This window comes from Steroidobacter sp., from assembly GCF_036402275.1.
Taxonomy (GTDB): Bacteria; Pseudomonadota; Gammaproteobacteria; order Steroidobacterales; family Steroidobacteraceae; genus Steroidobacter.
In genome coordinates this window covers 1-21,512 of the sequence record NZ_DASWTF010000001.1, presented here as the reverse complement: position 1 = coordinate 21,512, position 21,512 = coordinate 1, and the positions used below count along the sequence as shown (strand labels likewise).

At 62.5% G+C, this 21,512-nt stretch carries 24 protein-coding genes and 1 pseudogene; 13 read left to right on the top strand and 12 right to left on the bottom strand.

All coding sequences use genetic code 11. The features are described 5' to 3' along the window. Window positions 1–11: 11 nt before the first annotated feature. The 3 genes and pseudogenes from VGD45_RS00120 to VGD45_RS00115 form a co-directional block, all read right to left on the bottom strand. Entirely contained in the window at window positions 12–857 is an 846-nt protein-coding gene (locus tag VGD45_RS00120) for a FecR family protein (RefSeq protein WP_331153222.1), read from the bottom strand. 54 nt (window positions 858–911) lie between these two features. Further along, a pseudogene (locus VGD45_RS34255) lies at window positions 912–1,079 on the bottom strand (DUF4880 domain-containing protein); the annotation flags it as partial. Between the two features lie 3 nt (window positions 1,080–1,082). Next, window positions 1,083–1,586, bottom strand: a complete 504-nt coding sequence (locus VGD45_RS00115) for a sigma-70 family RNA polymerase sigma factor (protein ID WP_331153221.1) — start codon at window positions 1,584–1,586, stop codon at window positions 1,083–1,085. A gap of 189 nt (window positions 1,587–1,775) precedes the next feature. Between VGD45_RS00115 and VGD45_RS00110 the strand changes: the two genes are divergently transcribed. Continuing rightward, on the top strand, window positions 1,776–2,495 hold the full coding sequence (locus tag VGD45_RS00110; protein WP_331153220.1) for a pirin family protein: 720 nt from the start codon (window positions 1,776–1,778) through the stop codon (window positions 2,493–2,495). An 80-nt stretch (window positions 2,496–2,575) separates the two neighbouring features. Here the strand turns inward: VGD45_RS00110 and VGD45_RS00105 are convergent, their stop codons facing one another. Continuing rightward, the gene (locus tag VGD45_RS00105; protein WP_331153219.1) at window positions 2,576–2,704 is read right to left on the bottom strand and encodes a hypothetical protein; all 129 of its coding nucleotides are present in this window, start codon (window positions 2,702–2,704) and stop codon (window positions 2,576–2,578) included. A 171-nt stretch (window positions 2,705–2,875) separates the two neighbouring features. Here VGD45_RS00105 and VGD45_RS00100 point away from each other — a divergent pair, with 171 nt between their 5' ends. Next, window positions 2,876–3,772, top strand: a complete 897-nt coding sequence (locus VGD45_RS00100; protein WP_331153218.1) for a pirin family protein — start codon at window positions 2,876–2,878, stop codon at window positions 3,770–3,772. Window positions 3,773–3,860: 88 nt separating this feature from the next. Here VGD45_RS00100 and VGD45_RS00095 read toward each other — a convergent pair whose 3' ends face one another. The 5 genes from VGD45_RS00095 to VGD45_RS00075 are packed head-to-tail and all read right to left on the bottom strand — an operon-like array spanning window position 3,861 to window position 8,059. Further along, window positions 3,861–4,469, bottom strand: coding sequence for a hypothetical protein (locus VGD45_RS00095; protein ID WP_331153217.1), 609 nt, complete (start codon window positions 4,467–4,469; stop codon window positions 3,861–3,863). 21 nt (window positions 4,470–4,490) lie between these two features. Then, entirely contained in the window at window positions 4,491–5,273 is a 783-nt protein-coding gene (locus VGD45_RS00090) for a MipA/OmpV family protein (protein ID WP_331153216.1), read from the bottom strand. Window positions 5,274–5,327: 54 nt separating this feature from the next. Further along, window positions 5,328–6,725 (bottom strand): ATP-binding protein, encoded by a 1,398-nt coding sequence (locus tag VGD45_RS00085; protein ID WP_331153215.1) that lies wholly within the window; start codon window positions 6,723–6,725, stop codon window positions 5,328–5,330. 11 nt (window positions 6,726–6,736) lie between these two features. Beyond that, on the bottom strand, window positions 6,737–7,402 hold the full coding sequence (locus VGD45_RS00080) for a response regulator transcription factor (protein ID WP_331153214.1): 666 nt from the start codon (window positions 7,400–7,402) through the stop codon (window positions 6,737–6,739). Between the two features lie 48 nt (window positions 7,403–7,450). Then, window positions 7,451–8,059, bottom strand: coding sequence for an FMN-dependent NADH-azoreductase (locus VGD45_RS00075; protein ID WP_331153213.1), 609 nt, complete (start codon window positions 8,057–8,059; stop codon window positions 7,451–7,453). A gap of 159 nt (window positions 8,060–8,218) precedes the next feature. Here VGD45_RS00075 and VGD45_RS00070 point away from each other — a divergent pair, with 159 nt between their 5' ends. The 6 genes from VGD45_RS00070 to VGD45_RS00045 all read left to right on the top strand — a co-directional run bounded on the left by VGD45_RS00070 (window position 8,219) and on the right by VGD45_RS00045 (window position 12,074). After that, window positions 8,219–9,145, top strand: a complete 927-nt coding sequence (locus VGD45_RS00070) for a LysR family transcriptional regulator (protein ID WP_331153212.1) — start codon at window positions 8,219–8,221, stop codon at window positions 9,143–9,145. Between the two features lie 183 nt (window positions 9,146–9,328). Next, complete coding sequence (locus VGD45_RS00065; RefSeq protein WP_331153211.1) at window positions 9,329–9,682, top strand: hypothetical protein; 354 nt, start codon at window positions 9,329–9,331, stop codon at window positions 9,680–9,682. A gap of 51 nt (window positions 9,683–9,733) precedes the next feature. Next, window positions 9,734–10,147 carry a hypothetical protein gene (locus tag VGD45_RS00060; RefSeq protein WP_331153210.1) on the top strand — a complete coding sequence of 138 codons (414 nt, stop codon included), beginning with the start codon at window positions 9,734–9,736 and terminating at the stop codon, window positions 10,145–10,147. Further along, window positions 10,144–10,590, top strand: coding sequence for a GNAT family N-acetyltransferase (locus VGD45_RS00055; protein WP_331153209.1), 447 nt, complete (start codon window positions 10,144–10,146; stop codon window positions 10,588–10,590). Before VGD45_RS00060 ends, VGD45_RS00055 begins: the two co-directional genes overlap by 4 nt. Window positions 10,591–10,606: 16 nt before the next feature. Then, window positions 10,607–11,017: a DUF4431 domain-containing protein gene (locus VGD45_RS00050; RefSeq protein WP_331153208.1), complete on the top strand. Its 411-nt coding sequence runs from the start codon at window positions 10,607–10,609 to the stop codon at window positions 11,015–11,017. Between the two features lie 121 nt (window positions 11,018–11,138). After that, window positions 11,139–12,074, top strand: coding sequence for a rhodanese-like domain-containing protein (locus VGD45_RS00045; protein WP_331153207.1), 936 nt, complete (start codon window positions 11,139–11,141; stop codon window positions 12,072–12,074). On the opposite strand, the gene VGD45_RS00040 is transcribed toward VGD45_RS00045, so the two are convergent. Next, window positions 12,061–12,336, bottom strand: coding sequence for a hypothetical protein (locus VGD45_RS00040; protein ID WP_331153206.1), 276 nt, complete (start codon window positions 12,334–12,336; stop codon window positions 12,061–12,063). The two genes, VGD45_RS00045 and VGD45_RS00040, sit on opposite strands and share 14 nt — an antisense overlap. A gap of 284 nt (window positions 12,337–12,620) precedes the next feature. Here VGD45_RS00040 and VGD45_RS00035 point away from each other — a divergent pair, with 284 nt between their 5' ends. Then, a complete protein-coding gene (locus VGD45_RS00035; protein ID WP_331153205.1) occupies window positions 12,621–13,148 on the top strand; it encodes a Dps family protein in 528 nt (175 codons plus the stop codon). A 23-nt stretch (window positions 13,149–13,171) separates the two neighbouring features. Here the strand turns inward: VGD45_RS00035 and VGD45_RS00030 are convergent, their stop codons facing one another. After that, a complete protein-coding gene (locus VGD45_RS00030) occupies window positions 13,172–13,525 on the bottom strand; it encodes a PilZ domain-containing protein (protein ID WP_331153204.1) in 354 nt (117 codons plus the stop codon). 256 nt (window positions 13,526–13,781) lie between these two features. Between VGD45_RS00030 and VGD45_RS00025 the strand changes: the two genes are divergently transcribed. After that, on the top strand, window positions 13,782–15,065 hold the full coding sequence (locus tag VGD45_RS00025) for a TetR/AcrR family transcriptional regulator (RefSeq protein WP_331153203.1): 1,284 nt from the start codon (window positions 13,782–13,784) through the stop codon (window positions 15,063–15,065). Further along, on the top strand, window positions 15,062–16,099 hold the full coding sequence (locus tag VGD45_RS00020; RefSeq protein ID WP_331153202.1) for a histone deacetylase family protein: 1,038 nt from the start codon (window positions 15,062–15,064) through the stop codon (window positions 16,097–16,099). The genes VGD45_RS00025 and VGD45_RS00020 overlap by 4 nt, the downstream gene beginning before the upstream one ends. Here the strand turns inward: VGD45_RS00020 and VGD45_RS00015 are convergent. Next, window positions 16,094–17,755: a sensor histidine kinase gene (locus tag VGD45_RS00015; RefSeq protein WP_331153201.1), complete on the bottom strand. Its 1,662-nt coding sequence runs from the start codon at window positions 17,753–17,755 to the stop codon at window positions 16,094–16,096. The genes VGD45_RS00020 and VGD45_RS00015 overlap by 6 nt on opposite strands. A 297-nt stretch (window positions 17,756–18,052) precedes the next feature. On the opposite strand from VGD45_RS00015, the gene VGD45_RS00010 reads away from it, so the two are divergent. Together VGD45_RS00010 and VGD45_RS00005 are read left to right on the top strand one after the other, a co-directional pair. Then, window positions 18,053–20,287 (top strand): TonB-dependent receptor family protein, encoded by a 2,235-nt coding sequence (locus VGD45_RS00010; RefSeq protein ID WP_331153200.1) that lies wholly within the window; start codon window positions 18,053–18,055, stop codon window positions 20,285–20,287. A gap of 5 nt (window positions 20,288–20,292) precedes the next feature. Further along, window positions 20,293–21,444: an alkaline phosphatase D family protein gene (locus VGD45_RS00005; protein WP_331153199.1), complete on the top strand. Its 1,152-nt coding sequence runs from the start codon at window positions 20,293–20,295 to the stop codon at window positions 21,442–21,444. The last annotated feature ends 68 nt before the right edge of the window (window positions 21,445–21,512 follow it).

Genomic DNA, 21,512 nt, shown 5'->3' with positions numbered 1-21,512 from the left:
TCCCCCAGGCCTTATCGCGAGCTCACTGTCCAGCCATCCGCCTCATTGCGAACGTTCAAGCTCTCATCTCCACTCAGGAACTCGGCCAGCGACGCCGGATCAGTCGCATCGAACACGCCATTGATCTTCCGCTCAGCAACCGAAGGATCCTCGATGCGAATCGTGCGCGAGCTGTAGCGGGCGAACTCGGCGGCGGCGGCCGACAGCGGGGTGTCTTCGAAGATCAGCCGGCGTTCGGTCCACGATGTGACTTTCTCCGTATCTCGCAGCGATACGCGAATCGCGGGCTGCGCTTTCGCGACGATCAATTGGTCGCCGACTGCAAGCTCGAATTCGTTGATGGCCTTGGCGGCTCCAGCAGCGGATTGAGCGGCGGCGTCACGTTGGTTTACGCGAACACGGCCTTCTAACACCGTGACGACAGTGCGCGAATCGCTCGCTTTGACGTTGAATGCCGTGCCAACCGCGACGATGTCCGTCGCGCCGGTGCGCACTCGGAAGGGGCGATTTGGATCCTTCGATACACGGAAGATTGCTTCGCCTTCGAGTAGCTCGATGGCGCGCAGGTCGTCTTCGAAGTGCGCCCGCAGGCGCGACTTGCTGTTGAGCTCGACGACGGAGCCATCTTCGAGCGTGATGGAGCGTTGCTCTCCCACCGCCGTGACGTACTCGGGCGTGAGCCAATATTCGATTTGCGACCGGCCTGCGATCAACGCCGTTGCAATGAACGCGCAAGCAATGGCTGCAGCCAGCGGCCATCGCACGGTCTTGCGCGCCGTTCGAACGCCGGAAGCATGATCGAGGGTCGCGACATTACCTTCGCCGCTGGCTTTGGCCGCAGCGACGAGGTCGGCCACGCTTCGATCGGGCCACACCTCTCGACTAGTCAACCGGCCATTCAGCCGGCTGAGTCGAAGAAACTCGTCGACATGCTGCCCCGACGCCCGCAGCCAAACAAAAAACTGCCGCCGCTCCGCGTCCGTGCACTTTTCGTCGGACAGCACGGACAACCAATGCGCCGCGCATTGTCTGGCGTGCGCCGTGGCTGGGTCTCGTGCGATGTCGTGATCGGGTTCCATGACTCAATCGAGCTCGATGCGCTCGCGCAGATGCGCGTAACCAGTGGTCAGATATCGCCGCACCATTCGCGTGGTGATGCCAAGGTGGCTGGCGATTTCCTCGTGCGACATGTCCTCACGCAATTTCAGGTAGACCACTGCCCGCACCATGGGTGTCATGGCCTGCAGCGCCGCGTCGAGCTGCGCCGTGAACTGCACGTCGTCCAGCAGTGAATCCGGCGTGGCCGTCGTGACCAGGTTATCCAGCTCGGCGTCGCTATGAGGCTTGGCGTTCACCGCCCGCATGCGCCATTCGGCCGCGACGTTGCTGGCGACGCGGTACAGATAGGCCTGCGGCTCCTTGATCTGCTCCAGCTGTTCGACCCGAAGCAGGCGGACATACACCTCCTGCGCCAGGTCTTCCGGATCGATGCGGCCGGGCAGCCGGCGGCGCAGGTAACGCGTCAGGCCCGCATTCCAGCTGCGGGCCCATTCGGCGATCCGTTGACTGCGGCCGGGCGAGGGCATGTCGGGGTGGCGGGTGTCCTGGTGAGTCCAAGTGTCTATGACGGGGCGGGGGCCGAAACCTGCCCCCGCGCGCTAAAAGCCTAATCGCTTCCTGGCGTTAGCGATCCCGAGCATAAGATTTATCGCTCGCGCATGCTATTTCCGACAGCCCCCACCGCGTACCTTGGCCCCATCGAAAAGGAGGCAATCATGCTTAACATCCGACGCAGTAATGAACGCGGGTACGCCGATCACGGCTGGCTGAAGTCGTACCACACGTTTTCCTTCGCCGACTATTACGACCCGAGGCACATCGAGTTCGGCGCTCTGCGCGTGATCAACGAGGATCGCGTCGCTGCCGGCGCTGGGTTCGGGACGCACGGGCATCGGGACATGGAGATCATCAGCTATGTGCTCGAAGGCGAGCTGGCCCACAAGGATTCCATGGGCACGGGTGCGACCATCCGCCCCGGCGATGTCCAGCGCATGAGCGCGGGCCGCGGCGTGATGCACAGTGAGTTCAACCCGTCTGGCGAAAAGCCGGTGCATTTTCTGCAGATCTGGATCCAGCCGGATCAGCGCGGCGTGGAGCCGAGCTACGAGCAGAAGAACTTCCCGGCGGAGGAGAAGCGGGGCAAGCTGCGGCTCATCGCCTCGCGCGATGGCGCGGACGGATCGGTGCGCATCCATCAGGACGCGAAGGTGTATGCCGGCTTGTTCGACGGTGACGAACAGACCGAGTTCGCTATCGCGAACGGGCGTCAGGTGTACTTGCACGTGGCGCGCGGCACGGTGACCGCGAACGGCAACGTGCTCAATGCCGGCGACGCGCTGACGCTGACGGATACAGCGGCGTTGTCCCTGAGTAAAGGTCAGGGCGCGGAAGTGTTAGTGTTCGATCTGCAGCGAGTGTCTGGATCGCGGCAGTAGTGATCGAGTCGCGTTCGCGGCGCAGGGACCGGACGACCTCCAGGTCGGCCGGTCCCGCGGCGAACGCTACCGGCCCGCTCTCACAGGACCAGCGAAGCCAGCCAGATCGTGAATGCGGTCGAGCCTGCGCCTATGAACAGACCGGCGAACAGCGCGGCCGTGGCGGAACGCTCTGCTTCTTCGTATCGATCTTCGAGGCGCGATGTCATGGTGGACTCACTCTTGGAGAAATAGGGCGTGTCTCTGCAGCCGTCATTGTCGCTACATCTCTATCGAGAGAAAGACGACTTGCGACGATTGCACGATCAGCCATGTCCTTACTCGTCAGCCCCTATGTATGAACCGAGACCCATGTTCAACGACCAACAAGTGGTGATGCGATGATCGAGTTGATGATTCCATCGCGGCGCAAGGACCTGGGCGGCTTCGAAGTCGGCCGGGTCCTGCCCTGGACCAAGCGGCGCATGGTCGGGCCGTTTATCTTTTTCGATCACATGGGCCCGGTGAACTTCCCGCCCCATGTGCCGCGCAAGACCGATGTGAGGCCGCATCCTCACATCGGGCTCTCCACCATCACCTATTTGTACGATGGGGAGATCGTGCACCGGGACAGCGTCGGCTTTCACCAGACGATTCGCCCGGGCGAGGTCAACTGGATGACCGCCGGTCGCGGCATCAGTCATTCGGAGCGGTTCGATACGATTCGCGAGCAGGGCGGCTCCATGCATGGCATTCAAGCGTGGGTCGCGCTGCCGGAGTCGGCGGAGGAGACGGAGCCGAGCTTCGTGCACTTCGATTCGGCTGATTTGCCGTCGCATGCCGAAGAGGGGTTGAGCGTCAAAGTGATCGCGGGCTCGGCCTACGGTTTGAAGAGCCCGGTGCAGACGCATTCGCCGCTGTTCTACGCGCATCTCGAATTGGCGGCGGGGCGCACGACGGATGTGTGCGGTGGGTATAGCGAGCGCGCTATCTATGTCGCGAAGGGCTCTGTTCGTATCGATGGCGAAGTTTATGAAGCCGGGCAGATGGCGGTGTTGTCGCCTGGAGCGATGCCTTCGATTACGGCTGTCGAGCCGTCGATCGTGATGTTGCTGGGGGGCGAGGCGCTCGGGCCGCGCAATATCTGGTGGAACTTTGTTTCTTCCAGCAAGGAGCGGATCGAGCAGGCCAAGGCAGACTGGCGCGCGGGGCGCATCAAGTTGCCGGTGGGGGACGATCAGGAATTCATTCCGCTGCCGGAAGATCCGCCGCAGCCGAAGCCAGAGCCCATGTCATAACGCCGCCGGTGATTTAAAAAGCCGACGCCTGCTTGCTCGGAAGGAGCAGGTAGGCGCCGGAACGGGCGGAGGGGATGTTGGGTTCGGGCTAGTCGACGTTGGGTGCTGGGACGAGCGCGGCGATGGACAGCTGGGGCTGGCCCAGGTTGGAGAACGCGACGGAGCAGCGCAGGTTGTCGTGCACGATGCGGATCGACAGGCGCGGGAACACCTCGTTTCGCAGCTGTTTCACCAGCTCGCAATCGCCTGATTCCAGTTTCAATTGCCTGTCGCGCGACATCGAGATGGTTTTCCATTCGGCGGGAAAGCGCGCGACGTCTTCTGCCGCGGCCGGCAGTGTTTCGTTGCGAACTTTGGCTATCAAAACAGCTTGGCTGTCGTGCCGAGTCGCGGCAGCGACGTTTTCTTCCGTGGCTTCGACGGGCGATTCCAACTTGATCTGCACGTAGGCGTCCGCTTGATCCGTGCACCGTTGCATCACAACGGACAGCGTGTCCCGAGCGCCCACGCTGCGAAGGATGGCTTCGAGGCGCCGTTGTAGCGTCGTGCAGGAATAGGCGGTGGTCGTGCCGCGATACGCGAACTCGAGCGACTGCGATTTCCAGACGGCTGGGATGTAATCGGGCGCAGCTAGCGAGTGGCCGCTGGCCAGCAGCGACGCGAGGGCGACGACAACTATCGAAGCGCGCTCAAACACTCGACTCTCCGTGACCGCGGCTCAAAAGCGATACATCACCGCGGCGTCGAACTGAAAGTACGAATCGTCTTCGACGATGGGGCTGTCCTTGGCGTCGCCTTGCAACTGGGCCGCGGCGGCGCCGGCGCTCACGATCCAGCGTGGGCTCAAGGCATAGACCGCGTTGACGAATAGACGAGCGTCGCCGACGCCGTTCTGCGCCTCGTACTCAGATAACCCAGATCTCAGACTTTGTTGCGCGGTCACGCCGAAAAAACTTTCGGCGTACTCGTCGTCGATCCAACGCGCCGCGACTCCGTAGTTCAGTGCGAGCCGCTGCGTGACTTCGGCGCGGCTTTGCAAGGCCAGCTCCGCGACTGTGCCGTGACCCTCATCGGCGATATCCGTGGAGACAGCCGCTGTTGCCGTTACCGGGCCGAAGCTATACGCCGTCTTCAACCGAGCAACGGCCGTGCGGTCCACGTCGCCGAGTCCCCGCAAATGAGATGAGTCTGATTCGTCGCGTCGAGTGACGTCAGGCGCGAGCGAGAACGTTACAGAGCCGCGGTCGCGTTTGACGAGGTAAGCGCCCAACCCATCGGCGTTGAGAAACCAGCGCTCGCCGTAAGTGATATTGAACGCCGGCAACGGCAACACTTCGAGCGAGTCGCTGCCCGGAAAGTCGGGGCGCGCTAAAACGCCGGCGCCCGCCGTGACCTGCCAGGATTTCCCATCACCCTCGTCGCGGGCTTGGGCAACGATATTTCCGGCGTAAGTGAGCGCGACGCCGCTGACGAACAGCAGCGCAAGACGGGGTATATGCATGGGCGGTCTCCCGAGAAGGCGAGACCAGCATAGGCAGGCAGACTTAGCGGAGACTTAGTTCGGCGGCTGAGTTTCAGCAGCAAACTCCGCAGCTGTTTCTTCTCGCGCAACGACCGGTTTCGGTCCAGGCTGCGATGTCACGGACGCGGCTTCGAATCTCATGCGGGCGATCAATCCCGAGCCATCCACGCGATTGCTCAGCTCCAGACCGATGCGATTGCGATCCGCGGCATTCCTGGCAATCGCCAGCCCGAGCCCGCTGCCCTCCGTCTCCCCGCCTTCGATGCGGAAAAAACGATCGCACACACGCGGCAGCAACTCCGGCGGAATGCCCGGGCCGTTGTCGGCGACCTCCACCATGACGACCCCCGTGTCCCGATGCAAAGTCACATCGACGATGCCGCCGGGCGGCGTGTAGCGCAGAGCGTTGTCGAGCAGATTGTGAACCAGGCTGCGCAGCTCATCCTCGTTCGCATGCACCGTCGCGTCGATATCGGCCGCATAGCCCAGGTCGATGCTGCGTTTGTCGGCCAGCGGCATGAAATCGGCGAGGCTGGATTTGAGCAGAGCGTCCAACTGAATGGCCACCGGCGGATCGGCCTGCCGCGGGGATTCCTGACGTGCCAGCCGCAGCAACTGCTCGACCAGGCGTTTGGTTCGAGAGAGTCCGGCTTCGAGCTGCTTCAGTTGCTCACGCTCGCCATCGGGCATGCGAGCCTTGAGATTTTCCAGCTGCAAGCTCATGGCCGTAATTGGCGTACGCAACTCGTGCGCAGCGTCCTGTACGAACCGACGCTGAGCCGCGAAGGCGTTCCGTAACCGAGCGAGCAGAGTATTCACCGCCAGCACGAGCGGCCGAATCTCAGAAGGCGCATGCTCCGCCGGCAACTCGCTCAAGCGATGTTCGTCTTGCCGCGCGGCGGCCTGCGAAATCAGTTCGAGCCGCCGGGTCGCGGGGCGCATGCCAAACCACAGGAAGATGGCGGAAAATGGAATCATCAGGATCACCGGCAGGGCTACCTGCACCGCCTGCGATTTCACCAGATGACGGCGGAATTCCAGGCTTTGCGCGCTCTGCACGGTGCGATCGGGCGAATGCATCGTATAAACGCGCCAGCGCGAATCGCCGACGGTCAGGTCGCTGAACCCTTGCGTGGATTGGCGATCGAGCGCGAGCTCGGGCCAGGAACTCGTGACCAGGCGATGGCTGCGATCCCAGATCTGCACCACCATGTCGCCCTTCTTCACCACGTTGTAAGCAGTGAGTGGCCGCAGCGCCGGCACCGAACCGGAGGATACCGCGTGCGAGTCGGCGAACAGGCGCAGCTGATTGTCCATGAAGAAGCTGACCATGCTGCCGTACATGTAGTACGTGATGGTGGCCGCGACGATGGCTGCCACCACATACATGGGCATCAGCCAGACCATGAGTTGTTTGCGCAGCGAGCTCATATCAAGACGCCTCAAGACGCCTCCTTGCTCACGCGCCAGCCCAGCCCGCGCACGTTGCGAATCACATCCGCGCCGAGCTTGCGGCGTACGCCGTGAATGAGCACTTCGACGGCGTTGCTGCTGACTTCCTCGCCCCAGCCATACAAACGTTCTTCCAGCTGAGTGCGTGACAGGATCGCGCCGGGCCGTTCCAGCAGCGCATGCATGAGACGGAATTCCTTGGCCGACAGCAGAATGGACGTGCCGCCATGAGTGAGCTCGCGGCTGGAAAGATCCAGCTGCGTCTGCGCCGTTCCTATGGTCGATTGAGCATGGCCGCCGAAGCGGCGAATGATCGCCCGCATGCGCGCCAGCAACTCGCGCAACTCGAAGGGCTTGACCATGTAATCGTCCGCGCCGAAGTCCAGGCCTTCGACGCGATCGTCCACGCCATCCCGGGCCGTCAGCACCAGCATCGGCGTGCGATCGCCGTCCTGCCGTGCTCGCCGCAAAACTTCCAGGCCGGAGCGGCGGGGCAATCCCAAATCCAGTAACACGGCCGCATAGCCGCCCTGCGCCAGCGCGTCCTGCGCGAGCACGCCATCTTTCACCCAATCGACGGTCAGCCCATTCTCGGTCAGCGCCTGTCTCAGGCTCTGACCGATCATGGTGTCATCTTCAACCAGCAGGATGCGCATGCGCCGCACGTTCCGGGACGAACGTGCGGCTGTCAAGATGGAACAAGGTCACGCGGCCCGCGGCAGCAGTTCCCCGATGGCCGAATGAGCCGCGGTGATGCTCTTCTCGCGCGTCTCTTCACCCATCCCAAGTCCTTCGGCGAACACGAATTTCACGTCGGTGATGCCGAGGAAGCCGAGGAACTGTTTCAGGTACGGCGTCTGCGTGTCGGCTGCATCGGCGTAGAAGCCGCCACGAGTGATGAACACGTAAGCCTTTTTACCCTTCAACAATCCTTCCGGGCCGGTGGCCGTGTAACGGAATGTCACACCGGCGCGGGCGATGTGATCGAAATACGCGCGCAGCGTGGACGGCACGCTGAAGTTGTACATCGGAACCGCGAACACAATGGTGTCGGCGGCCTTCAGTTCCGCGATCAGAGCGTCGGAATATTCGCTGACCACGCGCTGTTCAGCGGTGCGCGCTTCGGGCTGCGACAGGAACGCCTGGAAACGCTCAGCGGTCAGATGCGGGACCGGATCGCTCGCGAGATCGCGCATGATGACGTGGTCGCCGGGATGCTGGGCCTGCCAGTCCGCGACGAAGCGGTGGGCGAGGCGGGAAGACTGACCCTCGGCGCCGGCCAGGCTGGCGTTGATCTGAAGCAGGGTGCTCATCGGATACCTCCAAGAAATCGGCACTTGTTTTTCAGGTATCCGTATTTAAATATCCACCAGACCGATAAAAAAGTTGAAGTTTTGGCTCGAATTCATCGAATGGTTAGATAGATGGCCGCCCGCGCACCCAAGTCCGAAGCAAAAAAGCCTTTGCCGTCAATGCGTTTGCCCCACATCAGCCTGGAGCAGTGGCGCTGCCTGGTGGCGGTGGTGGAGGCCGGCGGCTATGCCCAGGCGGCCGAGGCGCTCCACAAGAGCCAGTCCTCGGTCACCTATGCCGTGCAGAAGCTCGAATCGACTCTGCAGGTGCGCGCCTTCGAGATCCAAGGTCGCAAAGCCAAGCTCACGCCCACCGGCGAGATGCTGTATCGGCGCGGACGATTGCTGCTCGAAGACGCCGATGCCATCGAGCGCGCGGCGAGCAAAGCGTCCGCCGGATGGGAGGCCGAAATCTCCCTCGCCGTGGAGATCCTGTTTCCGAATTGGTTGATGTTTCAATGCCTGGATCGTTTCGGCGAGGAGAGTCCGCAGACGCGCATCGAATGGTATGAAACGGTGCTCGACGGCACGCCCGAAGCGTTGCGCACCGGCAAGGCGGACCTGGCCATCATGGGCAAGCTGCCGGCGGGCATGCCGGGGGAGTTGTTGATCACCGTGCCGTTCGCGCCGGTCGCGCATCCCGATCACGAGTTGCACAAGTTGGGGCGTCCGGTGGAATTTCGCGACCTGCGCAAGCATCGTCACATCGTCGTGCGCGATACGAGTGTGAAGCGGGACAAGAAAGCGCTGACGCTCGATGCCTCGCGCCGCTGGACAGTCAGCAACATGAGCACGTCCATAGGAGCGGTCTCGCGCGGTTATGGGTTCGCATGGCTGCCCGAGGACAAGATTCGCACGGAAATGCAAAACGGCGAACTCAAGCCGCTGCTCTTGCGCGATCCTCGGAATGCCAGGCAGCCGCTTTATCTGGTATTCGCCGATCGGGATGGCGCCGGTCCAGGCACACTGCGGCTGGCGGAGATCATTCGCGAACAAGTGAAAAGCGCCTGCCTCGCCGGCGGCCAAGAAAATCGCGACGGCAAATAATTGCCGCCGTGCCGGCAAGGGAATTCCACGGGGCCGGATCGGATCGGCAGTAACCGCGGGTTGCCGTTTCATCTTAGGGCCGCATTCAGGGTCGGTCTTATCTACGACGCTCCCTTACGCAACGATAACTACTCTACTGGCGGGTGCTGGTCGCAGCCAGGCGAACAAGAATTCGGAGAGGTCATGAGTCAGTCGGGAGAGGAAAAGGTGGCGTCGACGCCGTCGGGATCGGACCGCAAGTCCGGCCGCGCGGTGTTCGACCAGGGTCGCACAGTGTGGGAATGGCAGACCGCCACCGGTGTGTTCGAACGTCATGTGAGCGACGAGCAACTCGCTCGTCTGGAGAACGCCGGTTTGCAACTGGTCGATCAGCCTGCGCCGAATGCAGGTCGCGCCATCTATAGTTCCGATCCGGTGGCTCGCACCGCTCGCAAGCAGGTCGTGCTGTCGCGGCCCACGTCGCGGGTGAGAGTGACGCCGGTCGAGCCGGTGGGGGTGCTTCGTCAGTTCTGGCGCCGTTTGGTGCCTTCGACTTGAAGTCTGCGGCATACTGCGCCCCGGCAGGGAACACCGTCGGGGAGAGGGATCGTGCGAACCATATTGCTGCTTGCGTCAGTTGCTCTGAGCCGCGTAGCGTCCGCGGAGCAATGTCCGGCGGATTTCGATGAATTCATCGGCGCGTTCGAAACCAGCGCCGAGTTTCAGATCGAGCACTGGAAGCGCCCGCTGACCTACCGATATCTCGAAGCCAGCGCCAACGCCGAGCCGAAGCCCGTCGAGGTCGCGGTCACCTTGGAGAATGCCGGCGAATTTGCCGGCGTCGAATTTCCTTCGGCCGCTCAGCGCGCCCAGGAAAAGCTGGAACAAACCGTCGCCGCGCCGGATCCGAAGACGCGCGTCGTCCGGCTGTCGCTGGAACATTCCGATCTCGAAATCAAATACGTCTTCCAGCAAACGGCCGCCTGCTGGGAGCTGACGCGCGTGGAGGACACCGCGTTGTGAACGCCGGCCCGACACGCGGCCAACTCATCCGCCAGGCGCGGCCATCCGACGCCGCAGCCATGCATCGCGTGCGCATGTCAGTGCGCGAAAATATTCTCGTCTCGATGCGCCTCACCGAGCGCGACTATGTGGTCGCCATCGAAGAGACTGGCCGCGGCTGGGTGGTGGAGGAGGATGGAACCATCGTTGCCTTCGCTGTCGGCGACACGACGGACGGCAGCATCTGGGCCTTGTTCGTCGAGCCCGGCCACGAAGGCAAAGGCTACGGTCGTCAGCTCCACGACGTCATGATTGCGTGGCTCTGGGAGCAGGGGCACGATCGTCTCTGGCTATCGACGGAGCCCGACACGCGAGCCGCGCGCTTCTACGAGGCGGCGGGATGGCGTCGCGTCGGAATGACTTCGAGAGGCGAGATTCGGTTCGAGCTCGAACGCCGCGTCTAGCGGAGGTGTCAGCGGTATGTGGCGAGCCCTGCTCTTCGTCGCATTGTTTGGCGTCGCTTCATCCGCGGCCACGGTCGAATACGCGTGCCTGCAATACGGCCCCATTCGCCTCGTCGGCACGATCGTGCGTCACACCTACGCGGGCCCGCCGGACTACGAGAGCGTGACCAAAGGAGACGAGCCGCACGTAGTCTGGCTCCTGCAACTCGATGAGCGCGTGTGCGTGGAGGCGAACTCACGGTACCCACGCGAGCCGACGCAGATCGAAGTGGAGCTCGCGCTGACGGCGGACCAATACAAGAACTACCGTCATTTGCTCGGGCACAAGGTTGTCGCCACCGGCGAGCTGATCCATGGTGGGGCGAATTATCAAAAACGGCTCGTGCTTACGGCCGCCGATCTCCGCCGAACCGGCCTGCTGCCCTAGTTGCGGCGCTGGAATAACAGTCATGACGGAGCGGCGCGTCCGGAGCGGCTGCGGCAGAATAAGCGCACGCCAATGCAATTGAGCGCCTGGCGTCGGATGCACAATTCACCGGTGACTTTGGATGGACACACTGCTGCACATCATCGAGAGCTACGGCCTGTGGGTCGTGTTCTTTTGCGTGCTGCTGGATCAGGGTGGCCTGCCGTTTCCTTCGTATGCGCCGATGATCGTGACCGCCGCGCTCGCCACTGACAAACACGAATCGCTGTTGCCGGTGCTGCTGGTGGCGACGTTGGCCGCGTTGATCGCCGACCTGGCCTGGTTCACGGGCGGGCGTCGCTTTGGCAACCAGCTGTTGCGGCTGATGTGTCGCGTCTCGCTGTCGCCGGATTCCTGCGTGGGCATGACGCGGAACATCTATTCGAAATGGGGCGCGCCTTCGCTCATCCTCGCCAAATACATTCCCGGCTTCGCGGCCGTGTCGACGACGCTGGCGGGAGAGTCGGGCACGAGCCTGCGGCGCTTCATTATTTACGACGGCATCGGCGCGGCGCTTTGGGCCGGTGGGGCCGTGGCGCTCGGCGCGATTTTCCATGAAGCCGTCGAGGCGGTGCTGATCCAGCTCGATCAGCTCGGACAGCTGGCGCTGCTGCTGTTGATCGTCGCGATCGCGCTGTTCGTGCTGTTCAAATGGTGGCAGCGGCACAGCTTCATGGCGCAGATCCGCATGTCGCGCATCTCGATCGACGAGTTGGGCACATTGCTGGACTCCGGCTCGACCGCCACCATTCTGGACGTGCGCAGCCCCGAGCGCCGCGCCGCCTCGGGATGGATTCCGGGCAGCATCAGCGTGCGGGACATCTCCGAATTGAAGCTCGCGCCCGGCCAAGAGGTGATCGTCTATTGCGATTGTCCGAACGACGCTTCGGCTGCGGTCGTGGCGCGCAAGCTCAAGGAGCGTGGCTTCAAGCGAGTCCGGCCCCTGGCCGGGGGCCTGGAAGCGTGGCAGGCGCGAGGGCGACCCGTGGATCGCCTCGCAATGGCTAACGAGCAGTGAGAGGAGTGCGCGACTTTTCAGCGGCCGCGAATTCGGCGGCGGTCACGAAGCCGTCGCCATCGGTATCCACTTCGACGAAGTTCTGCGACATCAGGCGGTCGAAACCGGCTTCGGAGCGGCTGATGCGATGGTCGCCGTTACGATCCAATGCCGCGAACGACGAGGCGGAGGCAATCTTGCCTTTGATCCCGTCGGCGGCGACTGCGCCCGCGGCCAGCAAAGTCCCGGCACTAGCGATAGCAGCAAAAACGAGTTTGTTCATGAAGGGGTCTCCCAGGGTCCCTCGTGTCGAGGGCGGCAGTGAGCCGTCGCGAACATTCCAAGGCATTGGCCATGAATAGTCACTGAATGTTCGTGCAGCGGTATAAGTTGCATAGTCGCAATCGGTCTACAAACAGATGCAATCCCCGCTGTTGTTTGTAGCGCGTCTTCGATCGTGCGGATAGAGGCTGGCTGTTGGAGGGCCCTGCAGCCAGCCAGTACCATGTCGGCACGATTGTCGAATGATTGAATTTTGGCAAGGTGAATTGCGTCAGGAGAATCCGTATGGCCAAAGAAAGTTCCAAGAAAAACGGCGGTAAGAGCGTGGCGTCGCCAGGCGGCGACGTCGTCATCGACATCGGCATCGGCAAAAAGGACCGGGAGAAGATCGCCGAAGGCCTGTCCAGGGTGCTGGCCGATACGTACTCGCTGTATCTGAAAACCCACAATTTCCATTGGAACGTCGAAGGCCCGATGTTCAACACCCTGCACCTGATGTTCATGGAGCAGTACACCGAGTTGTGGAACGCATTGGATTCCGTGGCCGAGCGCATTCGCTCGCTGGGCTATCCGGCGCCGGGCACTTATGGCGAGTTCGCGCGCCTCACCTCCATCGAGGAGACGGAAGGCGTACCCGAGGCGCTGGAGATGGTCCGCCTATTGGTTGCGGGGCACGAAGCCGTGGCCCGCACCGCGCGTGCGGCATTCCCGGCCGCGGAAAAAGGTGGTGACGAGTCCACGGCGGACCTGCTGACCCAGCGCTTGCAGGTTCACGAAAAGACCGCGTGGATGTTGCGCAGTCTGTTGAAGTAAGAAGTCGAAGGCGCGCCCGCCGGTCAGCGGGCGCGCAGCAACGTATCGATGGCGGTCTGCGCGTCGTCGTCGAGGTCTTGAAAGCGCAGCGAGAGCCGGAATCCGTCCATTCCCACGCAGGTACAGCACACCACGCTGGTTCTCGCCTGCAGGCGCACCGGATTGCCGGCGATGAAGGCATCCACCCGAACCAGGCCGATCTCGCCTTCCCGCACCGTGCGATCCAGCAGCACACTGAGCCCGGAACTGGAGATCTGAATCGCTCTGCCGGTCAGGGTGGTGGTGTGGCCCACGCGCAGGCTGGCCGGCCAGCGCATGTTCTTGACGCGCGCTCCAGCATCGGTCGAGGACGCAACTGAGCTGAAAAATGACTCCATGTCAGCCGTCTTTCTCGGTTCTTGGCAGCAAGGCGGGTAGTGGCTCAAGTCACCCGCGGTCAGGGTGAAGCGTACCGCAGCCTCCCGCCTGCTGTGGCGACCCCGCGCGGCGACCCATCGGAAGTGTGATCCGGCTCTCGTCCGCTCGTGAGGGCGACCGGACCCAGCCCATTGACGTGGGCAGGTCCATACGAGGGTCGCGCAGGGTGAACAGCGGCTCGGGCGCGGTTACTATGGGTAACCCTGGTTTACCGCCATGACTTCTAATTCAAAAGACAGCGCCGCTCAGCCCACGGCCGAGTCAAACGCCTCGGCTGCCGGGGTCGTCAATCGTCACGAGCGTGTGCTCGACGAGGCCGCGCGCCAATTGAACCAGAAGGGCGTGCTGCTCACCTCGCTGGCAGAGATCGCCGCCAAGCTGGGCGTGACTCGTGGGGCCATGTACCACTACGTGGCCGATCGCGAGGACCTGGTGTTCCAGTGTTACCGGCGCGCCGCCGAAATCATCGCGCGCCACTTGCGGGAAGCGGAGCGAGTCGGGGGCACGGCCGCCGACGTGCTGGTCGATTTCATCAGCCGCATGCTGGATCCCCGGGAGCCGGAGATCGCGGCGCGCGCCGAAATCGCCATGATGAACCAGACCCAGCGCGACACCATCCAGGGTCTGTACGACGCGCTGACCGCGCGGTTGGCGCATTTGCTCGAGGTCGGGCATCGCGAAGGCGTGCTGCGTGCCTGCGATATAGAAGTGAATGCGCGCGTGATCCTCAGCTTGGTCACCTGGGCCCCGCTGGCCCGGCCTTGGGCGCACGCGGTCGGACCGATGGGGGCGGAGCGGTTGCGTGCCGCCGTGATGGCAACGGTGCTGGAGGGTTTTTCGACCGCCGCGGAGTTGCCTGACTACCAGCCGCTGGATCTGTCCAAGCTCGCGCCGCAAGTGGTGAGTGCGTTCGATCGTGACGCCGCGCTCGAAGCGAAGCGCGAAGCCCTGTTGCGATCGGCCTCGCGCGCCTTCAATCGCAAGGGCATCGACGCCACCTCGCTCGAAGAGATCGCCGCGCAGCTCGGCACCACCAAGCGCACTTTCCACCACCACATCGGCAGCAAGCAGGAAGTGGTGTCAGCGTGTTACGAGCGGGCGTTCCGCATCTTCCTGTTCATCAAAGATCGGATGCTGGAGTATTCGGGCACGCGCCTGCAGGCGTTGTCGGCGTCGATGGATGCTTTGGCGCGCGCTTATCCCAACGAAGACCTGAATCCGCTCTCGCCTCTCGTGGGGCACGGCGCACTGTCGCCGGAAGGACAGGCTAAGTTCGCCGTGCGTTCCGATCAACTCGGCGACGCCTATCACGAGTTGATCCGACAGGGCATGCGCGAAGGCAGCATCAAGGACGTGGACGTGCATGCGCGGGCGCTCATGCTGCCCGGGTTGCTCAGCTGGCTGGTCAAGGACGACGTACCCACCGATCCGTCACAACAGCAACACATCGCCCGCGAGATCGCCAACCTGGTGGCGGTCGGGCTCAAGAGCCATAAATGAAAATCATCTATAGCGATCGTCACCGTTTGCATCACGGTGACAAGGAAATGTATCGCGGTCAGCTCGTGCCCTGTTTCGAGAAGCCCGAGCGCGCCGATTTCGTTTACGACGCCGTCAAAGCACGCAAGCTGGGGCCGATCCTCGAGCCCAAGGAGTTTCCGGTTTCGGCCATCGAGCGCGTGCATTCGCCTCGATATATTCGTTTCTTGGAGAAGGCGTGGGATCTGTGGACCGCACAGGGCAATACCAACGACGCGTTGCCCGCCGTCTGGCCAGTTCGCGGCTTCCGCGACGATGTCGAGCCCGAGCACTTCGCGGGCAAGCTGGGTCTGTACTCGTACGACAGCGGCACGCCGCTCATGGCGGGCACTTGGGCCGCCGCCAAGACGGGCGCCGACATTGCTTTGACTGCCCAGCAGTTGGTTACTGGCGGCGAGCGCGCCGCGTTCGCCTTATCGCGCCCGCCGGGGCATCACGCAGGGCCGGATTTCCTCGGCGGTTATTGCTTCGTGAACAACGCCGCGGTTGCCGCTCAAGGGTTTCGCGATAACGGCGCTCAACGAGTCGTCGTGCTGGATGTGGACTATCACCACGGCAACGGCACTCAGTCCATTTTCTACGAGCGCAGCGATGTGATGTTTGTTTCCATCCATGGCGACCCGCGCACTGAGTATCCGTTCTTTCTCGGGCATGCCAATGAGATCGGCAATAACGAGGGCGTGGGCTATAACAAGAACTATCCCTTGCCCGCCGGCAGCAGCAACGCGCTATGGTTCGACGCGCTAGGCGACGCCGTCCGCCGCATCAACGAATACCGAGCCGATGCATTGGTGATCTCCCTCGGCGTCGATACCTTCGCCGACGATCCGATCTCCAAGTTCCAACTGCGCGAGCCGGAATATCTCAAGCTCGGCGCGCAGATTGCCGCGCTCAACCTGCCGACGGTGTTCATTTTAGAAGGCGGCTACGCCGTCGCCGAGATCGGCCACAACGTGGCGCATGTGCTGCAGGGTTTCGAAGACGCCGTCTCATGACGCCTCGCCCAATGTGAACATGAACTGGGCGCCAGTGCGGCCATCGCTGGTCGCCCAAAGATTGCCACCGTGGCGCTGGACGATACGCCGAACGGTAGCCAGGCCGAGACCTACGCCAGGAAACTGCCGGGCGTCGTGCAACCGGCTGAACGGTTTGAAGAGTCTGTCGGCATGGCCCGGGTCGAAACCGGCGCCATTGTCCTGTACCCGATAGACAAGCCGGCCCGCATCGTCGCGGTAGCTGTCGAACCGGATTCGACTCTGTTCGCGCTTCGAGCTGTACTTCCACGCGTTCGACAACAGATTCTCCAGCACCACGCCGATCAAGCCGCAATCCGCCCGCGCTGACAGGCCAGGCTCGATATGAATTTGGGCCTCGCGATCTGGCTCGGCGTTCCGCAGACGTTTGACGATGCTGGTTGCGATGGCGCTGAGATCGGTTTGCTCCAGCAGCAACTCGGTGCGGCTGATGTGAGAGAGCCGCAACAGATCGTCGATGAGCGTGCCCATGCGAGTGGTGCTCTCGCGCAGCCGACCTATCGAGTCACACGGCAGCATACCCGCATGCTCTCGCGCCAAGTCGAGCTCCGCATTCATCGCTCGCAACGGCGCACGAAGGTCGTGCGACACCGCTGACGAGAATGCCTCCAGCTCTTGATTGACGTTCTGCAGTTCGCGCGTGCGCTCACGCACCTGGCGTTCGAGGTTCTGATAGAGCTCGACGTTTTCCATCGCGACCGCCGTCGTGTTCGCCAGCGCTTCCAGCAACATCAATTCCTGTGGCGTGCACTCATGCTCGGTAGCCCAGTAATTGCCGATGGCGCCGATGGGCGAATAGGAGCGGATCGGCACCATCGCCAGGCTGTGAACGAACGTCGGTCGGTAGGCAGCGTGCGGGATGCGTGCATCCTTATATATGTCGGGGATGATCGCCGACTTGCCGTTGAGCATGGCCCAGCCGCTGATACAGGTTTCCAATGGGAACCGCTGGCCTTTCCAGAGCGGCGAAATTGCGTCCTCGTCGACGTAATAACAGTAAGCGCCGTCACGAAGCACGAACGTTGCGCCATCGCAGCCGGTCAGCTGGCGCGCCGCTTTGCGAACGATGTCGACGATGGCGTCCAGGCCGCGCGCCAACGAAAGTTTTTGCACGACATCGACCAGCAGCATCATGGCAGGGAGCGGTGGAGCCTCTACTGGAGCTGGCGGCTTGTTGTTCCTGCGCAGGGCGGCGGCCACCTGCCACAGATGGTCCTTGAGCACATAGTCGTCGGCGCCCGCGGCAAAGCTGGCTGCGACATCGGCATCCTGAGCCGCCCCCGAGCACACGATCACCGGAACGTTGGGAAAAGTCGCCTTGGCCGCGGCGATCGCGTCCTGAGCGCTGTACCCAGGCAGGTTGTTGTCCACCAGCACGAGGTCGAAGCCGCCGGCCTGCAAGGCGGCGACGAACTCGCTGGCGCTGCGGACCTGGATGAAACTGGCCTGAATGCCCTGTCGCTGGATGCCGCGCTCGACCAGGAGCGCATCGCTCGGGTTGTCCTCGAGATGCAGAATCTTCATCAAACCCCAAAACCTCGCCCAATCCTCGCCGGCCCATAGGCCGGGGTCGTTGTAATAGTCAGTGTGCTGGTGCGGACCGAAAGAGTACCGCAAGGTTTATCCGCATAACTGTCGATTGGTGCACTGCTATTGACAGTTAAACCGGATCTACCTGGGTAAGTGTTCCATACCGTCGAGGATTTGTAAGACAGGAATTACCGTCCACGCCGTGGCCCCGGCACTGCCGCGCCCGCGGCGACCGGCTGCGGCATACATGCAACACTTGGCGAAGAGTCACACAGCCGCAATGTAATCGTCAGATCGCGGCAACCCGCTCCCCGTAACTTGCCGCGCCGTCGCTGGCCCTCGCATCGGCTGGCACGGAATCAACAAAATCATTGGGAGCTGTTTATGCGCAACACCGCCGTACTGTCGTGCGCCATCGCCGCCGTGCTCGCGAGCCATGCCGCGCTCGCCCAGGATGGCGAGCAGGGCACCGTCGAAGAAGTGATCGTGCTCGGCCGTGGCGAGACCCGTCAGGTGCAGTCGGTGTCGTTCGAGCAGATCGACGCGCTGCCCGCGGGCACCAGCCCGCTCAAGGCCATCGAGAAAATGCCCGGCGTGAATTTCCAGTCCGCCGATGCATACGGCGCCTATGAGTGGTCGACGCGCCTGTCCATTCGCGGCTTCAATCAGAGCCAGCTGGGTTTCACGCTGGACGGCGTGCCGCTGGGAGACATGTCTTACGCGAACCATAACGGCCTGCATATCAGCAGGGCGATTCCGTCGGAAGCCGTGGGTCGGGTGGAGTTGTCGCAGGGCGCCGGCGCGATCGATATCGCTTCGACCAGCAACCTGGGCGGCGCAGTGGAATTCTTTTCGGCCGATCCGGCCGCGGAATTCGGCGTGCGCGCCGAGCAAATGTTCGGCTCCGACTCCGCCCGTCGCACGTTCGCGCAGCTGGACAGCGGCGAGCTGAGCACCGGCACGCGTGCGTATGTTGCCGTCGTGGATGCTTCCGCCGAGAAGTGGAAAGGCGGCGGTGATCAAGAACAGCGCATGGTCAACGTCAAGCTGGTGCAGCCCATCGGCGACGCCAAACTGACCGCCTATTACAACTATTCCGATCGCGCCGAGTCCGATTACCAGGACCTGTCCTATCAGATCATTGCCCGCCGCGGCTGGGATTGGGACAACTGGTTCCCGAATTGGGACGCCGCCGTCGACGCGGCTAACGCATGTAACGCCTCCGGCCAGTTGGACACGGTCGTTTGCGACGATGCTTATTGGAATGCCGCCGGTCTGCGCAAGGACGATCTGGGCTATCTGTCGCTCGATCTTCCCATCGGCGAGTCGGTGAACTGGAAGACCACCGCGTATATGCATCAGAACGAAGGCCAGGGCTTGTGGGGCACGCCGTATGTGCCGACGCCGGGCGGCGCGCCGATCTCGATTCGCACCACCGAATATGAAATCGACCGCCAGGGCGTGTTGAGCTCGCTGACGTTCACGGCCGGCGCGCACCAGATCGAAGGCGGCGTGTGGTTCGAGACCATCGACTTCAACCAGGCGCGTCGTTTCTATGGCGAGCCCAACGTCGACGCGCCGACACGCTCGTTCGAAGATTTCCAGCGCAATCCGCTGCTCACGCAGTGGGAGTACGACTTCGACACGGACACGGTGGTGTTCCATCTGCAGGACACGTGGTCGATCACGGACGCATTCACGTTGAACGCGGGCTTCCGCTCGGTGAGCTCCGAGAGCGAGATCCGCACGGTCACGGGCGGTCCGCAGAAGAATGGCACGATCGAAGCGGACGAGTCGTTCCTGCCGCAAGTCGGCGCGAACTGGTCGTTGAGCGACAGTCACGAAGTGTTCGCGGCCGTCGCGCGCAACGTGCGCACGTTCCCGGGCAGCAACAGCGGACCGTTCGATGTGACTGCCGAGGTGTTCGAGGAAATCCGTAACACTCTCGAGCCCGAAACCTCGACCAACTACGAGTTGGGCTGGCGCTTCAAGGGCGCTGCGGTCAACAGCTTGGTGACGGCCTATCACGTCGACTTCAAGGATCGACTGCTCGGCATCCCACAGTGCAACGGCATCCGTGGTTGCACCGGCTCGTTCGCCAACGTCGGCGACGTGAAGACGGACGGTATCGAGGCGGCGTTGTCCTGGCAGCCGATGACGCATTTCACCTGGTTCAATTCGGCGGCCTGGAACAATTCGGAGTATGACGATGACTACACATTCGAGACGGCGGCCGGCGTTACCCTGGTGCCGACGGCAGGAAAGCAAGTGGTGGACGCTCCCGAATGGCTGCTTCGCTCGGAACTGTCGTACGACAACGGCGCGCTCTTCGCGCGGCTGGATGCCAACTACACGGACGAGCGCTTCTACACGTACTTGAACGATGCGGGCGCCGACTCGTACACGCTGTTCAACGGCGGCCTGGGTTATCGCTTCGAGTCCTTGGGCATCGTCGAACAGTTGACCTTGCAGGTGGATGTGACCAATCTCGCAGACAAGAAGTACATCGGTAGCATCGGCACCAACGGTTTCACTGCCACGGATCCCAACGGTTCGTATCAGACGCTGTTGCGTGGCGCGCCGAGACAGTTCTTCATTTCCGCCAAGGCGCGTTTCTAATCTGCATGAGTGAGCACGACGAGACCCGGCGGCGCTTCGTACGCGACAGTAGTCTCGTCGTCGGCGCCGCGCTCGGGGGTGTATTGAAGGCTGGCGCTGCCTGGTCGCAATCGCGGCCTGGCAGCGATCCGCATCCGGCGCTGGAGCGCTCGCTGACCCGGATCGCGTTCGGCTCCTGCGCCAAGCAGAGCAAGGACCAGCCGATCTGGGACACCGTGCTGGCGAACCGGCCGGATCTGTTCGTCTTTCTCGGCGACAACATCTACGGCGACACACGCGACATGAGTGAGTTGCGCGCGAAGTACGCGCAGCTCGCGGCCAAGCCTGGCTTTCAGAAATTGCGGGCGACCACGCCCATCGTCGCGGTGTGGGACGATCACGATTATGGCGAGGACGATTCGGGCGCCGACTATCCGATGAAGGAACAGTCGCGCGAGATCTTTTTGGATTTCTGGCAGGAGCCCGCCGACTCGCCGCGCCGGTCCCGCAATGGCATTTATGCTTCGTACTTGTTCGGTCCGGAAGATCGGCGCGTGCAGGTCATCATGCCGGACTTGCGTTTCAACCGTACGCCGATTGCGCGGCAGGACCTCGGCGGTAAGTCATATAAAGAGTGGGGCGAAGCCAAGCAGAAGGCCGGCGAAGAAGTTCCTGGTCCGTATGCGCGATTGCCCGATCATGAAGCGACGATGCTCGGCGAGCGGCAGTGGCGCTGGCTCGAGCAACAACTCGATGTGCCGGCGCAGGTCAGGATCTTTGCGTCGAGCCTGCAGGTACTCGCGGATTTTCCCGGCTGGGAAGCGTGGATCAACTATGCGCGGGATCATCAGCGGCTGATCGAGCTGATTCGCCGCAAGGGTGCCGGCGGTGTGATATTCATCAGCGGCGACACGCACTATGCCGAGCTGACCCGGCTGGACGTCAATGTTCCTTATCCGTTCTGGGAGCTGACATCGAGCGGCTTGACTGAAGTCTGGCCGGTCAATGTTCCCAACGCCAATCGCATCGGCGAACAGCTTCGTGAGCCTAATTTTGGCTTGATCGAGATCGACTGGCGCTCCTCGCCGGTTGCCGTCACGCTCAAGGCCCTCGACCTCAAGGGCACTGCACGAATCGAACAGCGTGTCACTTTAGATCAGCTGCAGCAGCGGACGTAAGACCCACCCTAACCCGCTGAAGAAAAAACCTCATCGCACTCGGCGGGGGTCCTGGCTCTGCGCGGCCG

Excerpts from the sequence above, each read along its gene's own strand:
- VGD45_RS00025 (WP_331153203.1), top strand. The coding sequence starts at position 13,782 with ATGACTTCTAATTCAAAAGACAGCGCCGCTCAGCCCACGGCCGAGTCA.
- VGD45_RS00110 (WP_331153220.1), top strand. The coding sequence starts at position 1,776 with ATGCTTAACATCCGACGCAGTAATGAACGCGGGTACGCCGATCACGGC.
- VGD45_RS00005 (WP_331153199.1), top strand. The coding sequence starts at position 20,293 with ATGAGTGAGCACGACGAGACCCGGCGGCGCTTCGTACGCGACAGTAGT.
- VGD45_RS00035 (WP_331153205.1), top strand. The coding sequence starts at position 12,621 with ATGGCCAAAGAAAGTTCCAAGAAAAACGGCGGTAAGAGCGTGGCGTCG.
- VGD45_RS00090 (WP_331153216.1), bottom strand. The coding sequence starts at position 5,273 with ATGCATATACCCCGTCTTGCGCTGCTGTTCGTCAGCGGCGTCGCGCTC.
- VGD45_RS00010 (WP_331153200.1), top strand. The coding sequence starts at position 18,053 with ATGCGCAACACCGCCGTACTGTCGTGCGCCATCGCCGCCGTGCTCGCG.
- VGD45_RS00080 (WP_331153214.1), bottom strand. The coding sequence starts at position 7,402 with ATGCGCATCCTGCTGGTTGAAGATGACACCATGATCGGTCAGAGCCTG.
- VGD45_RS00030 (WP_331153204.1), bottom strand. The coding sequence starts at position 13,525 with ATGGAGTCATTTTTCAGCTCAGTTGCGTCCTCGACCGATGCTGGAGCG.
- VGD45_RS00045 (WP_331153207.1), top strand. The coding sequence starts at position 11,139 with ATGGACACACTGCTGCACATCATCGAGAGCTACGGCCTGTGGGTCGTG.
- VGD45_RS00065 (WP_331153211.1), top strand. The coding sequence starts at position 9,329 with ATGAGTCAGTCGGGAGAGGAAAAGGTGGCGTCGACGCCGTCGGGATCG.
- VGD45_RS00075 (WP_331153213.1), bottom strand. The coding sequence starts at position 8,059 with ATGAGCACCCTGCTTCAGATCAACGCCAGCCTGGCCGGCGCCGAGGGT.
- VGD45_RS00050 (WP_331153208.1), top strand. The coding sequence starts at position 10,607 with ATGTGGCGAGCCCTGCTCTTCGTCGCATTGTTTGGCGTCGCTTCATCC.
- VGD45_RS00100 (WP_331153218.1), top strand. The coding sequence starts at position 2,876 with ATGATCGAGTTGATGATTCCATCGCGGCGCAAGGACCTGGGCGGCTTC.
- VGD45_RS00020 (WP_331153202.1), top strand. The coding sequence starts at position 15,062 with ATGAAAATCATCTATAGCGATCGTCACCGTTTGCATCACGGTGACAAG.
- VGD45_RS00085 (WP_331153215.1), bottom strand. The coding sequence starts at position 6,725 with ATGAGCTCGCTGCGCAAACAACTCATGGTCTGGCTGATGCCCATGTAT.
- VGD45_RS00070 (WP_331153212.1), top strand. The coding sequence starts at position 8,219 with ATGCGTTTGCCCCACATCAGCCTGGAGCAGTGGCGCTGCCTGGTGGCG.
- VGD45_RS00105 (WP_331153219.1), bottom strand. The coding sequence starts at position 2,704 with ATGACATCGCGCCTCGAAGATCGATACGAAGAAGCAGAGCGTTCCGCC.
- VGD45_RS00115 (WP_331153221.1), bottom strand. The coding sequence starts at position 1,586 with ATGCCCTCGCCCGGCCGCAGTCAACGGATCGCCGAATGGGCCCGCAGC.
- VGD45_RS00040 (WP_331153206.1), bottom strand. The coding sequence starts at position 12,336 with ATGAACAAACTCGTTTTTGCTGCTATCGCTAGTGCCGGGACTTTGCTG.